The 13,231-nt window shown below is 71.7% G+C and carries 11 protein-coding genes and 2 tRNA genes; 11 read left to right on the top strand and 2 right to left on the bottom strand.

Going from position 1 to position 13,231, the window contains the following annotated elements:
- The first annotated feature begins 258 nt into the window (after positions 1-258).
- The 6 genes from HNR21_RS30940 to HNR21_RS30915 all read left to right on the top strand — a co-directional run bounded on the left by HNR21_RS30940 (position 259) and on the right by HNR21_RS30915 (position 8,836).
- Complete coding sequence (locus tag HNR21_RS30940; protein ID WP_182707935.1) at positions 259-1,704, top strand: hypothetical protein; 1,446 nt, start codon at positions 259-261, stop codon at positions 1,702-1,704.
- A 192-nt stretch (positions 1,705-1,896) separates the two neighbouring features.
- A complete protein-coding gene (gene serA, locus HNR21_RS30935; protein WP_119729175.1) occupies positions 1,897-3,486 on the top strand; it encodes a phosphoglycerate dehydrogenase in 1,590 nt (529 codons plus the stop codon).
- Positions 3,487-4,142: 656 nt separating this feature from the next.
- Complete coding sequence (locus HNR21_RS30930) at positions 4,143-5,204, top strand: 3-isopropylmalate dehydrogenase (RefSeq protein ID WP_182707934.1); 1,062 nt, start codon at positions 4,143-4,145, stop codon at positions 5,202-5,204.
- A 165-nt stretch (positions 5,205-5,369) separates the two neighbouring features.
- Positions 5,370-6,473, top strand: a complete 1,104-nt coding sequence (locus tag HNR21_RS30925) for a branched-chain amino acid aminotransferase (RefSeq protein WP_182707933.1) — start codon at positions 5,370-5,372, stop codon at positions 6,471-6,473.
- A gap of 457 nt (positions 6,474-6,930) precedes the next feature.
- Positions 6,931-8,523: a citramalate synthase gene (gene cimA / locus HNR21_RS30920; protein ID WP_182707932.1), complete on the top strand. Its 1,593-nt coding sequence runs from the start codon at positions 6,931-6,933 to the stop codon at positions 8,521-8,523.
- 28 nt (positions 8,524-8,551) lie between these two features.
- On the top strand, positions 8,552-8,836 hold the full coding sequence (locus tag HNR21_RS30915) for a GNAT family N-acetyltransferase (protein ID WP_182707931.1): 285 nt from the start codon (positions 8,552-8,554) through the stop codon (positions 8,834-8,836).
- Here the strand turns inward: HNR21_RS30915 and HNR21_RS30910 are convergent, their stop codons facing one another.
- Positions 8,837-9,199 (bottom strand): antibiotic biosynthesis monooxygenase family protein, encoded by a 363-nt coding sequence (locus HNR21_RS30910; protein WP_267898946.1) that lies wholly within the window; start codon positions 9,197-9,199, stop codon positions 8,837-8,839.
- A gap of 152 nt (positions 9,200-9,351) precedes the next feature.
- Here HNR21_RS30910 and HNR21_RS30905 point away from each other — a divergent pair, with 152 nt between their 5' ends.
- From HNR21_RS30905 to HNR21_RS30885, 5 genes are all read left to right on the top strand, one after another.
- Complete coding sequence (locus HNR21_RS30905; RefSeq protein WP_182707930.1) at positions 9,352-10,530, top strand: cellulose binding domain-containing protein; 1,179 nt, start codon at positions 9,352-9,354, stop codon at positions 10,528-10,530.
- 117 nt (positions 10,531-10,647) lie between these two features.
- A complete protein-coding gene (locus HNR21_RS30900) occupies positions 10,648-11,412 on the top strand; it encodes a fumarylacetoacetate hydrolase family protein (RefSeq protein WP_119729182.1) in 765 nt (254 codons plus the stop codon).
- 3 nt (positions 11,413-11,415) lie between these two features.
- Positions 11,416-12,072, top strand: a complete 657-nt coding sequence (locus HNR21_RS30895) for a DUF2461 domain-containing protein (RefSeq protein WP_182707929.1) — start codon at positions 11,416-11,418, stop codon at positions 12,070-12,072.
- Positions 12,073-12,148: 76 nt separating this feature from the next.
- Positions 12,149-12,220, top strand: a tRNA-Gln gene (locus HNR21_RS30890).
- Between the two features lie 144 nt (positions 12,221-12,364).
- Positions 12,365-12,437, top strand: a tRNA-Glu gene (locus tag HNR21_RS30885).
- 345 nt (positions 12,438-12,782) lie between these two features.
- Here HNR21_RS30885 and HNR21_RS30880 read toward each other — a convergent pair.
- Positions 12,783-13,010: a helix-turn-helix domain-containing protein gene (locus HNR21_RS30880; RefSeq protein ID WP_182707928.1), complete on the bottom strand. Its 228-nt coding sequence runs from the start codon at positions 13,008-13,010 to the stop codon at positions 12,783-12,785.
- Between the last annotated feature and the right edge of the window lie 221 nt (positions 13,011-13,231).

Here is a 13,231-nt window from a genome sequence, read left to right as displayed (position 1 = left end):
CTAATTCGCACGGCCTGACGCCGATGCCAATATCATCACCAGTACCCGGCGGAACCGGGAGGACGGCTGCGGCCCCCGGTTCGGAGTCGTCGATCGCGCGCACACCCCCGCGCATCGGGCTGGTGGACATCTCGCGCAGGTTCGGGGTCATGGCTCCCCAGACAGGCAGGAGGCCGCATTGCGAGCGTTGCCCGCACAGGGGTCGGCGAGATCGCTGAGCGGCGTGGAGTCGTGCCGTACCGGCGCGGGAGAACGCGCGTGAACGCCGCGCGCCTGCGGGAGGCGCTGTCGCGGCACCGGGTGTTCCTGCCGTTGCTGCTGGTCGCGGTGGGGCTGCGGGTGACCGCCATGCTCGGCTACCGCTGGGTGATGTGGTTCCCCGACTCCTACGACTACATGGCGTCGGCGGTCGGGATGGAGCCCGGGCTGATCCGGCCCAGCGGCTACCCGCTGCTGCTGCGGCTGCTGGAGCCGCTGCACAGCTACGCGCTGGTCGCGGCGCTGCAGCACCTGATGGGGCTGGGCATCGCGGTCCTGATCTACGGGGTGCTGCGCCGCCGGTTCGACGCGCCCGGCTGGGTCGCGTCGCTGGCGGCGGCGCCGGTGCTGTTCGACGCGTTCCAGATCCAGCTGGAACACATGGTGCTGTCGGACACCCTGTTCGTGTTCCTGGTGATGGCCTCGGTCGCGGTGCTGCTGGGCGAGCCCACCCCCCGCAACGCCGCGCTGGCGGGCGGGCTGCTGGGGCTGGCCGCGCTGACCCGCACGGTCGGGATCCCGCTGCTGCTGATCGGGGCGGGCTTCCTGCTGGTGCGGCGGGCCGGGTGGCGGCCGGTGGCGTCGCTGGTGGCGGCCTGCCTCCTGCCGATCGTGTGCTACCTGCAGTGGTACCACTCCCACCACGGCCGCTGGGAGATGACCCGCAGCTCCGGGATCTTCCTGTACAGCCGGGTGATGGCGTTCGCCGACTGCGAGAAGATGCAGCCGCCCGCCGAGGAGGTCGCGCTGTGCGTGGCCGCCGACCCGTCCGAGCGCAAGGCGGCCGGCTCGTACGTGTGGGGCCAGTTCGCCCCGGTGCGGCGCATCCCGGGCGGCGCGTTCAACGTCGAGCAGAACCGCGTGGCCGGGTCGTTCGCCAAGCGCGCCATGCTGGCGCAGCCCGGCGACTACGCCCGGACGATCGTGGTCGACATCGCGCGGACCTTCCAGTGGGGGCACCCGGTCTATCCGGAGGAGTTCACCTACGGCCACTACCTGTTCCGCGACCAGGACGAGGTGGCGCGCCCGGACGAGCACCACATCCCCACCCTGCAGGCCTACGACCCGGGCCGGGTCACCACCGACGTGGTCGAGCCGTACGCCGGGTTCATGCAGGTCTACCAGCGGCACGTCTACCTGCGCGGCACCATGCTCGGGGTGATCCTGGCCGCCGGGCTGGCCTGGGCGTGGGCCGGGCGGCGGCGCGGCGCGGGCCTGGCGCTGCTGCCGTGGACGCTGTCGGGGGTGCTGATCGTCGTCCCGCCGGTGACCGCGCAGTTCGACTACCGGTACGCGCTGGCCGCCGTGCCGCTGGCCTGCCTGGCCGCCGGCATCGCGTTCTGCCGCGGCGGGCGCCGCACGCCCGACCAGGTGCGCCCGGCCGCCGACCCCGCGCCCGCCCACGAGGACGTCCGCGAGGAGACCCCCGTCGTCGCCGTCCCCTGACCCGCCCGAGCGTCCCCGCCCTGTGGCGGGGGCCTTCCCGAACGGGGCATTCGGCGCGTTCGGGGACGTGTGGGCGGGCCCGTCCAGTCGCGCCCGCGACGGGGACTAGACTCACCGTACGGGGGCGAGGCACACGAGGGGGTGGGCTCGCTGACCTTCTCAGCCGACAATCCACATCCGTAAGGACTCGCTTTGAGCAAGCCTGTCGTCCTCGTAGCCGAAGAACTGTCACCGGCCGGCATCGAGCTGCTGGCCTCCGACTTCGACGTCCGTCACGTCGACGGCGCGGACCGGGCGGCGCTGCTGCCCGCCGTCGCCGACGTGGACGCGCTGATCGTGCGCAGCGCCACCAAGGTCAACGCCGAGGTGTTCGAGCACGCCAGGAAGCTGCGCGTGGTCGCCCGCGCCGGGGTCGGACTGGACAACGTGGACGTGGAGGCGGCGACCAAGGCCGGCGTCATGGTCGTCAACGCCCCGACGTCCAACATCGTCACCGCCGCCGAGCACGCCATCGCGCTGCTGCTGGCCACCGCCCGGAACGTTCCGCAGGCCCACTCCGCCCTCAAGCAGGGCGAGTGGAAGCGCTCCAAGTACACCGGCGTCGAGCTGCAGGGCAAGACCGTCGGCGTGCTGGGCCTGGGCCGCATCGGCGTGCTGGTGGCGCAGCGGCTGGCCGCGTTCGACATGGAGGTCGTCGCCTACGACCCGTACGTGCAGGCGGCCCGCGCCGCGCAGCTGGGCGTCCGGCTGGTCACCCTGGACGAGCTGCTGCGCGAGAGCGACTTCATCACCGTCCACCTGCCCAAGACGCCGGAGACCATCGGCCTGATCGGCGACAAGGAGCTGCACCAGGTCAAGCCCTCGGTGCGGATCGTCAACGCCGCCCGCGGCGGGATCGTCGACGAGAACGCCCTGGACCTGGCGCTCAAGGAGGGCCGGGTGGCCGCGGTCGGGCTGGACGTGTTCAGCAGCGAGCCGTGCACCGACAGCCCGCTGTTCCACCACGACAACGTGGTGGTCACCCCGCACCTGGGCGCCAGCACCCACGAGGCCCAGGAGAAGGCCGGCACCCAGGTCGCCCGCTCGGTCCGGCTCGCGCTGGCCGGCGAGTTCGTGCCGGACGCGGTGAACGTCCAGGGCGGCGCGGTCGCCGAGGACGTCAAGCCCGGCCTGCCGCTGGCCGAGAAGCTGGGCCGCATCTTCACCGCGCTGGCCGGCGGGGTCCCGGTCCGGCTGGAGGTCGTGGTCCGCGGCGAGATCACCGCCCACGACGTCAAGGTCCTGGAGCTGGCCGCCCTCAAGGGCGTGTTCCTGGACGTCGTCGAGGAGGCCGTCACCTTCGTCAACGCCCCGCTGCTGGCCCGCGACCGCGGCGTCGAGGTCACCCTCACCACCAGCGAGGAGAGCCCCGACTGGCGGAACGTGGTCCAGGTGCGGGGCACCATGGCGGACGGCTCGGTGGTCTCGGTCTCCGGCACGCTCACCGGTCCCAAGCACATCGAGCGGATCGTGGAGATCAACGGCTACGACATGGAACTGCTCCCCGCCGAGCACATGGCGTTCTTCTCCTACACCGACCGCCCGGGCATCGTCGGCGTGGTGGGCAAGCTGCTGGGCGACACCCAGATCAACATCGCCAGCATGCAGGTGGGCCGCAGCGCCAAGGGCGGCAAGGCCCTGATCGCCCTCACCGTCGACTCCGCCATCAGCCCCGACCTCCTCGAGGCCATCCGCACCGAGATCGGCGCCGACATGGGCCGCCGCGTCGACCTCGACGTCTGACGGCCGTACGTCCCGTCCACCGGCGCCCCGGGCCCGTTCAGGGCCCGGGGCGCCGTGCGTGTCGGTCGTGCGTGTCGGTCGTGCGTGTCGGTCGTGCGTGTCGGTCGTGCGTGTCGTGTGCGTGACTGTTGTCGCGGTTCGTGACCGGCGTTCGCGATCGTGTCCGTGAGGGGCGATGGGACGGGGCTTTCCGTTGACGGTGGAGGGGCGCGGGTGCCGGTGATCCGGGGTGATCTGTCTCGATATGTGGGACGGTGGGTCGTACGGTGGGACAAAGGGGATTACAGGCGGGTAACATCGCAGGTGAGACAGGCGGCACTGCGTGGAGATCCTGCGAGGCCGCCGCGGCCGGTACCACGGGCCCGGACCGGGAGCGTTCGTGAAGCGCGGCCGCGTGCCAAATGCAGTTGATCAAGGAGTTCCGGGATGGACATCACGCATGCCCAGCAGCCGCAGGAGGACGTTCGCGCGGAGGCCGCCAAGGCCCTGCAGGACGCCCTGGACCGTCGTGACAACGGTGGCCGCACGCCCCGATGACGGGTCCGGGAACGCCGCCGCCGGCCGCCGGCGGCGGCGTTCTGCTCTTCCCGGGCGGATGGCGTCCGGGATGTGAGATCGATGCCCAGTCATTGAGATCGATGCATTAGGGTACGGCCATGGCTTCCAGCAGCACCCGCACGATTCGACTGGCCGTCATCCCCGGGGACGGGATCGGGCCCGAGGTGGTCGCCGAGGGCCTCAAGGTCCTCGACGCCGTCGCCGGCGCCCACGGGCTGGCCTTCGACCGGACCGAGTACGACCTGGGCGCGGCGCGCTGGCACCGCACCGGGGAGACGCTGCCGGACTCGGTGCTGGAGGAGCTGCGCGGCCAGGACGTGATCCTGCTGGGCGCGGTCGGCGACCCGTCGGTGCCGAGCGGGGTGCTGGAGCGCGGGCTGCTGCTGCGCGCCCGGTTCGAGCTGGACCACTACGTCAACCTGCGGCCGGTGAAGCTGTTCCCGGGCGTGCGGACCCCGCTGGCGGGCGTGACCCCGGACGACGTCGACATGGTCGTGGTGCGCGAGGGCACCGAGGGCCCGTACACCGGGGTCGGCGGCGTGCTGCGCAGGGGCACCCCGCACGAGGTCGCCACCCAGGAGAGCGTCAACACCGCGTTCGGCGTCGAGCGGGTGATCCGGTACGCGTTCGAGCAGGCCGCCGCCCGGCCCCGCAAGAAGCTCACCCTGATCCACAAGGACAACGTCCTCACCTACGCCGGCGACCTCTACCAGCGCGTCCTCAAGCGGGTCGGCGCGGAGTACCCGCAGGTCGCCACGGACTACTGCCACGTCGACGCGGCCACCATGTTCTTCGTGACCGACCCGAAGCGGTTCGACGTGATCGTCACCGACAACCTGTTCGGCGACATCATCACCGACATCGGCGCCGCCATCGCGGGCGGGATCGGGCTGGCCGCCTCCGGCAACGTCAACCCCGACCGGACCGCCCCGTCGATGTTCGAGCCGGTGCACGGCAGCGCCCCCGACATCGCCGGGCAGGCCAAGGCCGACCCGACCGCCACCATCCTGTCGGTGGCCATGCTGCTGGACCACGTCGGCGCCCCCGAGGCCGCCCGCCGGGTCGAGCAGGCCGTCTCGGCGGACCTGGCCGAACGGGGTGCGGCCGTCCGCTCCACCCCTGAGATCGGCGACGCCATCGCCAAGCGAGTAGCCGGCTAGCGGCACGCCTCCGCCGGCCGACGGCGGGACTCTCCGGGCGTGCCCCACGGGCGCGCCCGGTTTCGTGTGCGCCCGTGATCTCAGGAGGACCGGACGAAGTATCACAATGGGAGTCACCGGCACGGCGACGAGGCCCGCCGGTCGCTCCGGGAGAGGACCTAGATCATGAGCAGCACCCTCGACTTCAGCATCACGCTTTCGCAGCACCGCACCCCCGATGAGGAGCGCGAGCGCATCCTGGCCGATCCCGGATGGGGCCAGCACTTCACCGATCACATGATCACCATCCGCTACTCGGCGGACCGCGGCTGGCACGACGCCAGGCTGGAGCCGTACGGGCCGATCTCGCTGGACCCGGCCACCCAGGTGTTCCACTACGCGCAGGAGATCTTCGAGGGCACCAAGGCGTACGCGCAGCCGGACGGGTCGGTGGTCACCTTCCGGCCGGAGGCCAACGCCGCCCGGTTCAACCGGTCGGCGCGCCGGATGGCGATGCCCGAGCTGCCCGAGGACGTGTTCGTCCGGGCGCTGGAACTGCTGGTCAGCACCGACCGGGACTGGGTGCCGCGGACCGAGGGTTACAGCCTCTACCTGCGCCCGTTCATGATCGCCACGTCCCGGACGCTGGGCGTGCAGCGGCCCTCGCAGGACTACCTGTTCATGGTGATCGCCTCCCCGTCCGGGCTGTACTACTCGCGGGGGATCAGGCCGGTCACGGTGTGGGCCTCCCAGGAGTACACCCGTGCCGCGCCCGGCGGCACCGGCGAGGCCAAGTGCGGCGGCAACTACGCCGCCTCGTTCCTGGCCCAGGCCGAGGCCGTGGCCAACGGCTGCGACCAGGTGGTGTGGCTGGACGCCACCGAGCACCGCTGGGTCGAGGAGGTCGGGTCGATGAACCTGATGTTCGTCTACGGCTCCGGTTCCGACGCCCGGCTGCTCACCCCGGCGCTGACCGGCACCCTGCTGCCCGGCGTGACCCGTGACTCGCTGCTCAAGCTGGCCCCCGACCTGGGCATCCCGGTCGAGGAGGGGCGGATCAGCATCGACCAGTGGCAGGCCGACTGCGCCTCCGGCGCGATCACCGAGGTGTTCGGCTGCGGCACCGCGGCCATCATCAGCCCGGTCGGCGGGGTCAGGGGCCCCGGCCGGGAGTGGACGATCGGCGACGGCGAGCCCGGCCCGGTCTCGATGCGGCTGCGCGAGGAGCTGATCGGCATCCAGTACGGCACCCGTCCCGACCCGTACGGCTGGGTCCACAAGATCATCTGATCGCCGTTCACGGCCGGGCCGGGGCACGCGCAGGCCCCGGCCCGGCCGCGTTCCGCCCGCTCGACATGCTCCGCCCGGCCGCCCGGCCGTGTCCTGCCCGCTAGAACGAGCCATGTCCGCCGACCGCGTCCCACCTGCCGGTCGTGCCCTGCTCGCCGCCGTGTCTCACCTGCCGGTCGTGTCCGGCTTGCCGTCGCGTTCTGCCTGTTCGGATGCTTCGACGGCCCCGCCCCGGGGCGTCGGGTGCTCGGCGGGGGCGTCTCGGAACGTGAGACCGATGTGACGGTCCTGTAATCGCTGTGATAGACAGGGTGCCATCATGCGCCACGGCCTGATCATTATCGGGTGGCGCGTCGGCTAACGGGACACCGCCGGCGCGCAGACCTCTCACGTCCGTGAGGGGTCTTTTGCTTTTCCGGGCACCGGACGCGCGCGGGCATCCGCGAAGGGGACCTTGATGCAGGGCGACGGCTTCCACGTGTACGACACCACGCTGCGGGACGGCTCGCAGCAGGAGGGGCTCAACCTCTCCGTGCCCGACAAGCTGGCCATCGCACGCCACCTCGACGACCTGGGCGTCGGGTTCATCGAGGGCGGCTGGCCGGGCGCCAACCCCAAGGACACCGAGTTCTTCAGGCGGGCCCGCACCGAGCTCCACCTGAAGCACGCGCAGCTCACCGCGTTCGGCGCGACCCGCCGGCCGGGGATGAAGGCCGCCGACGACCCCCTGGTGGCCGCCCTGCGCGACTCGGGCGCACCGGTGGTGACCCTGGTCGCCAAGAGTCACGACCGGCACGTCGAACTGGCCCTCCGCACCACCCTGGAGGAGAACCTCGCGATGATCCGCGACACGGTCTCCCACCTGCGTGCGGAGGGCCAGCGGGTCTTCGTGGACGCCGAGCACTTCTTCGACGGCTTCAGGGCCAACCGGGCGTACGCGCTGGAGGTGGTGCTGGCCGCCGCCGAGGCCGGCGCGGACGTGGTCGCGCTGTGCGACACCAACGGCGGGATGCTGCCCGACGAGCTGGCCGACGTCGTCCACGAGGTCGTCGGGGCGGGCGCCCGGGTGGGCATCCACTGCCACGACGACTCCGGCTGCGCGGTCGCCAACACGCTGGCCGCCGTCAAGGCCGGCGCCACCCACGTGCAGGGCTGCGCCAACGGGTACGGCGAGCGCAGCGGCAACGCCAACCTGTTCACCGTGATCGGCAACCTGCAGCTCAAGCGGGGCATGCGGCTGGTGTCCGACGAGCAGCTGGCCGAGATGACCCGGATCGCGCACGCCGTCTCCGAGGTGACCAACGTCGCGCCGAGCCCGCAGCAGCCGTACGTGGGCGTGTCGGCGTTCGCGCACAAGGCCGGGCTGCACGCCTCGGCCGTCAAGGTCGACCCCGACCTGTACCAGCACATCGACCCGGCCAGGGTCGGCAACGACATGCGGATGCTGGTCTCCAGCATGGCCGGGCGCGCCTCCGTCGAGCTCAAGGGCCGCGAGCTGGGCTACGACCTGTCGGGGGAGAAGGCCCGCAAGGTCGTCGACCGGGTCAAGGAGCTGGAGGCCGAGGGCTACACCTTCGAGGCCGCCGACGCATCGTTCGAGCTGCTGCTCAAGGAGGAGCTGAACGGCGAGCGCACCCGGCACTTCGACGTGGAGTCCTGGCGGGTGATCGTGGAGCGCCGCCCGGACGGCGAGGTGGTCAGCGAGGCCACCGTCAAGCTGCACGCCAAGGGCGAGCGGATCGTGTGCACCGGGGAGGGCAACGGCCCGGTGAACGCGCTGGACCGGGCGCTGCGCACCGCGCTGGAGCGGCTGTTCCCCGAGCTGGCGCGGATGGAGCTGATCGACTACAAGGTCCGCATCCTGGAGCTGGGCCGGCTCGGCACCGGCGCGGTGACCCGGGTGCTGCAGGAGACCAGCGACGGGGAGACCTCCTGGAGCACGGTCGGCGTGGACCAGAACGTCATCGCGGCCTCCTGGCAGGCCATGGAGGACGCGGTGACGTACGGGCTGCTGCGGGCCGGCTACGAGCCGGACGCCGGGCGGGAATGATCGCCGTGGCGGGGGAATTGACAACGGCATGAGCCGACAGGTCAGCAACAACCCCGAGGCGTTCCGGTACGAGATCACCGTGGACGGCGCCAAGGCCGGCTTCGCCGACTACCGGATGCGCCAGGGGGCCGTGGTGTTCACCCACACCGAGGTGGACCCCGAGTACGAGGGCCAGGGCATCGGCAGCGCCCTGGCCCGGGGCGCCCTGGACGACGTGCGCGCACGGGGCCTGAAGGCGGTCCCGCTGTGCCCGTTCATCCAGGGCTACATCGACCGGCATCCCGAGTACCGGGACCTGGTCGTGCAGCGCTGATCAGCCCTCCTGGGGCTTGGGGTCGGCGCTCTGCACGACCTCGAACGTCCAGATCTCCGACGCGCTCGCCGCCGGGCCGCCGTGTCCGTGCCCGTGCCCCTGGCCCGCGGCGGCGGAGTCCTGGGCGGCCCGGGCGTGCCCGCGCTGGAACGCCTGGCTCTCCATCCACCGCTGGAAGTCCTCCTCGGACCGCCAGCGCGTGTACACCAGATAGCGGTCCGTGCCCTCCACGGGGCGCAGCAGCTCGAAGTGCTCGAACCCCTCCGCGGACTCCACCAGCCCCGCCCGGCCCGCGAACCGGCGCTCCAGCTCGGCCCGCATCTCCTCGCTGACGGTCAGGACGTTGAACTTGACCACCGACACTTGCGATCCCCTTCCGTACGGTCGGCTAGACCCTACCCGCGCCCTTTCCGGATGATCGGTCCCGAACCTCACCGGCGTCACCATCGTCGGACTCCGTAGACCCGGGCCATGAAGGACCCCCGCGACAGGGGCCGTGTGGAAGGTGACGACCGTTGAGCGCCGACGAGACGGGCTATGTCCCGCCCGACCACAAGACGACCGCCGAGTTCCGCATCAAGAACGGCAAGCCGGTCGGCCCGGACGCCGAGGACGCCGGGGTGGCCGAGGTCACGATGACGGACCACCCGATGCCCGACGACCGTGACGACGCCGCCCGCACCGTCGGCGACCCGGCGGGCGAGACCGTGACGGACATGCCGCGGGAGCAGGCGGAGGGATCGGCGTCCCAGGACGCTCCCGGCGAGGCGGGCCCGTGGACCGAGCAGTTCGGCTCCGAGGACGCCCGCCGCGAGGAGGTGACCGCGCCGCACCCGGGCCTGGCCGGGAACGCTCCCGCGGGCGTCGTCGCCGGGGCGGCCAGGCAGCCCGGCGCTCCCGGCGCGTCCCCGGCCGAGCCTGCGCCGGTCTCGCCCGACGCCGCGACCCCGCCCGGCGGCATGCCGTCCGGGCAGCCCACCGCTCCCACTGCTCCCGCCGGGCCCGTCGCGTCCGCGCACCCGGCCCCGCCGCCCCCGCCGGGGCAGCCCACGGCTCCGGGGAACGCGCGCCCCAGCCGGGCGCCCAAGGCCCTGCTGCTGGTGGCGGGCGTGATCGCGCTGGCCCTCGTGGTCACCGGAGCCGCGCTGGGCCTGGTCGCGCTGTCCGGCGACGACGACGGCGGCGAGGCCGCCGGCACCAAGCCCACGAGCTGGAACGCCGCCCCGACCGCGCCGCCCGGCGGATCCGCCCCGCCGAATCCCGGCACGGGCACGCCGCCCGGCACCGCTCCCGCGCCCACCGACGCCCCGACGGCCGGCGCCCCCGCGCCCGGCCCGCCGACCCAGGCGGCCCCGCCGCGGACCCCGATCGGCCCGGTGCTGACCGGCGACGGCCTGACCTACCAGCTCGTCCAGCAGGACCCCGGCTACTTCGAGGGCCTGGTCGTCATCACCAACCGCGGGAGCGCCCCGGTCACGGACTGGTCCATCACCTTCCAGATCAACGGGGCGAACGTGAAGAACGTCTGGGGCGGCCGGCTGGTGCGCGGCGGCACGAGCGTGGAGATCCGCAATCTCGACGGCGCGCCCGCCGTCGGCCCCGGGGCCACCTGGGAGGTGCGGTTCGGCGCCGAGGGCACCCCGGCGCAGCCCCGGGACTGCCTGTTCAACGGCCGTTCCTGCGGGTTCGAGTGACGGGCGTGCGCGACCTGTGAAAAGCCCCGTGGCGTGATGCCGCGCGGAGCGTTGACGGCGGGCCTGGCTAGGCTTCGAAGCGTTGATGTCCGCTACGGAAACTTACGGGGCTACAGGTTGCGTATCGCAAGGTTCTCCACCGGAGACGAGATGTCCTTCGGGGTGGTCGAGGGCGATTCCGTCGCCGCCATCGCCGCGCACCCGTTCGGGGAGCTGCAGCTGACCGGCGCGCGGTTCGCGCTCGAGGACGTCCGGCTGCTGGCTCCGATCCTGCCGAGCAAGGTGGTGGCGATCGGCAAGAACTACGCCGAGCACGCCCGCGAGATGGGCGGCGAGCCGCCCGCCGAGCCGGTGATCTTCTCCAAGCCGTCCACCGCCGTGATCGGCCCGGGGGAGGCCGTGGCGTACCCGGGCAAGCTCACCCAGCGGGTGGACTACGAGGGCGAGCTGGCGGTGGTGATCGGCCGGATGTGCCGGGAGGTGCCCGCGGCCCGGGCCCGGGAGGTGATCCTCGGCTACACCTGTGCCAACGACGTCACCGCCCGGGACCTGCAGCAGCGCGACGGGCAATGGACGCGGGCCAAGGGGTTCGACACGTTCTGCCCGCTGGGGCCGTGGATCGAGACCGAGGCCGACCCCGCCGACCTGGCCATCACCACCACGGTGAACGGCGAGGTCCGGCAGTCGGCGCGCACCTCGGAGCTGATCCACTCCATTCCGGCGCTGATCGAGTACGTCAGCCAGGTGATGACCCTGCTGCCCGGCGACGTGATCCTGACCGGCACCCCGGCCGGGGTGGGGCCGCTGGAGATCGGCGACGAGGTCTCGGTGACCGTGGAGTCGGTCGGCACCCTGACCAACCGCGTGGTGGCGCGGGACTGACGCATGGCCTTCGCCGGGTTCACCGAGGAGGCCTTCGAGTTCTACCTGGGGCTGCTGGGCGACAACTCGAAGGCCTACTGGACCGCGCACAAGGACGTCTACCTGCGCGCGGTGCGCGGCCCGATGACCGAGCTGCTGGCCGAACTCGAACCCGAGTTCGGCCCGGCCAAGCTGTTCCGGCCCTATCGCGACGTGCGGTTCAGCAAGGACAAGTCGCCGTACAAGACGCACCAGGGCGCGCACGCCGGCGGCGGCTTCTACTGCCAGATCGACGCCGACGGCCTCATGGTCGCCGGCGGCATGTACGCGCCCGAACGCGAGCAGCTCCAGCGCTACCGGCGGGCCGTGCACGACGACCTCGCCGGCGAGGAGCTGCGGGCCATCGTCGAGGGCCTGCGCGCCGACGGCTTCGAGATCGCCGGGGACCGGCTCAGGACCCGCCCGCGCGGCGTCGCGGCCGACCACCCGCGCCTGGAGCTGCTGCGTCACCGCTCGCTGTACGCCCATCACGGCTGGCCCGCCGACGAGCCCTGGCTGTTCACCCGGGAGGCCGTCGACCGGGTCCGCGAGTCCTGGCGGCGGCTGCGCCCGCTGGTCGAGTGGGGCGCCGAGCACATGGGGGCGCCGGCCGGGCCGGAGGGGACGGGCGGCGGCGGGTAACCGTTTTGGTAGCCGCACCTGGAGTCCGGTAAGCTTCTCGACCGTGAGCGGGGCTCAACGAGCCCGCCGCCCACACTGGGGTATGGTGTAATCGGCAGCACGACTGATTCTGGTTCAGTTAGTCTAGGTTCGAGTCCTGGTACCCCAGCTTCGGGTCGGCCCGGCGATTCGCTCGCCGGACCACCTTCTCCGCCCCCGGAACGTCTCACAAGAGCCGATTCGAGGAACGAGAAAAGATCCGGTAAGCTGGGCGAGGCCCGAGCGGGAAACCGCAAAGGCCGAAACCAGACAGGCCCCCGTCGTCTAGTGGCCTAGGACGCCGCCCTCTCAAGGCGGTAACGGCGGTTCGAATCCGCTCGGGGGTACAGCGAGAAACCGCAGGTCAGGGACATGATCCCTGACCTGCTGTTTGCTTTCCAAGATCTTTTGTCATCGATTCGTCATCGGGACCGGACGTCAGCTCGCGGCAACATCAGGTCCTGAGACGACCTCAGCGTGATCTCGGGTTGCGGCCGTGCCCCCTGGTGATCGGCGACTTTCGATCATCAGTGCCTCGTGTCGTGCCGATCCGGAGTGATCGGCTCGCGGGCCCTTGCGATCTTGAACATGTTCGGGTGATCGGCTGGATCCGATCGGCGGCGTCGGCTGAAGGCCTCCGATCCGTCCGCCGGGAGACCGACGTGGTGCGGGCCTCCCGGCGGTGGGCTCGGTCAGTCCTTCCGTGCGGGGACGGCGGGTGTCGCCATGCCGAGCAGGGTGAGCAGGTTGGCGGTCGGGACGCGGTAGCTGGTGCCGATCCTGAGCACCTTGCAGGGGAACTCGCCGCGCTTGGCGAGGTCGTAGGCGTGGGTGCGGGACAGGCCGAGGGCGCGTGCGGCGGTCATGATGTCGACCACGGACGGAAGTTCGGTGAGTTCGGCCAGCTTCAGGGTTTCCATGGAAATGCCTCCGCTGTGGGTTCGAGCGCTGGAGTGATGTGACGGTGTTCGATCATTGGAGATGCGTCCTTTCGAGTGAGATGGCTCACCTCGGCCACCGGCTTTGCATGAGGTGCGGGAACGGCGGCTGAGGATGTCTGTTGCTGGGGCCTTGTTCGGTGAAGCCGTCGATCGCAGCGCTTTGAGATGCAGGTGGCGATGCGGCTTCTTGCGGCGGACTG

The organism is Thermomonospora cellulosilytica (assembly GCF_014138835.1).
GTDB lineage: Bacteria > Actinomycetota > Actinomycetes > Streptosporangiales > Streptosporangiaceae > Thermomonospora > Thermomonospora amylolytica.
The sequence above is the reverse complement of the archived record's forward strand: the minus strand, read 5'-3'. Positions and strand labels throughout refer to the sequence as shown.

Excerpts from the sequence above, each read along its gene's own strand:
- HNR21_RS30930 (WP_182707934.1), top strand. The coding sequence starts at position 4,143 with ATGGCTTCCAGCAGCACCCGCACGATTCGACTGGCCGTCATCCCCGGG.
- HNR21_RS30925 (WP_182707933.1), top strand. The coding sequence starts at position 5,370 with ATGAGCAGCACCCTCGACTTCAGCATCACGCTTTCGCAGCACCGCACC.
- cimA (WP_182707932.1), top strand. The coding sequence starts at position 6,931 with ATGCAGGGCGACGGCTTCCACGTGTACGACACCACGCTGCGGGACGGC.
- HNR21_RS30915 (WP_182707931.1), top strand. The coding sequence starts at position 8,552 with ATGAGCCGACAGGTCAGCAACAACCCCGAGGCGTTCCGGTACGAGATC.
- HNR21_RS30895 (WP_182707929.1), top strand. The coding sequence starts at position 11,416 with ATGGCCTTCGCCGGGTTCACCGAGGAGGCCTTCGAGTTCTACCTGGGG.
- HNR21_RS30880 (WP_182707928.1), bottom strand. The coding sequence starts at position 13,010 with ATGGAAACCCTGAAGCTGGCCGAACTCACCGAACTTCCGTCCGTGGTC.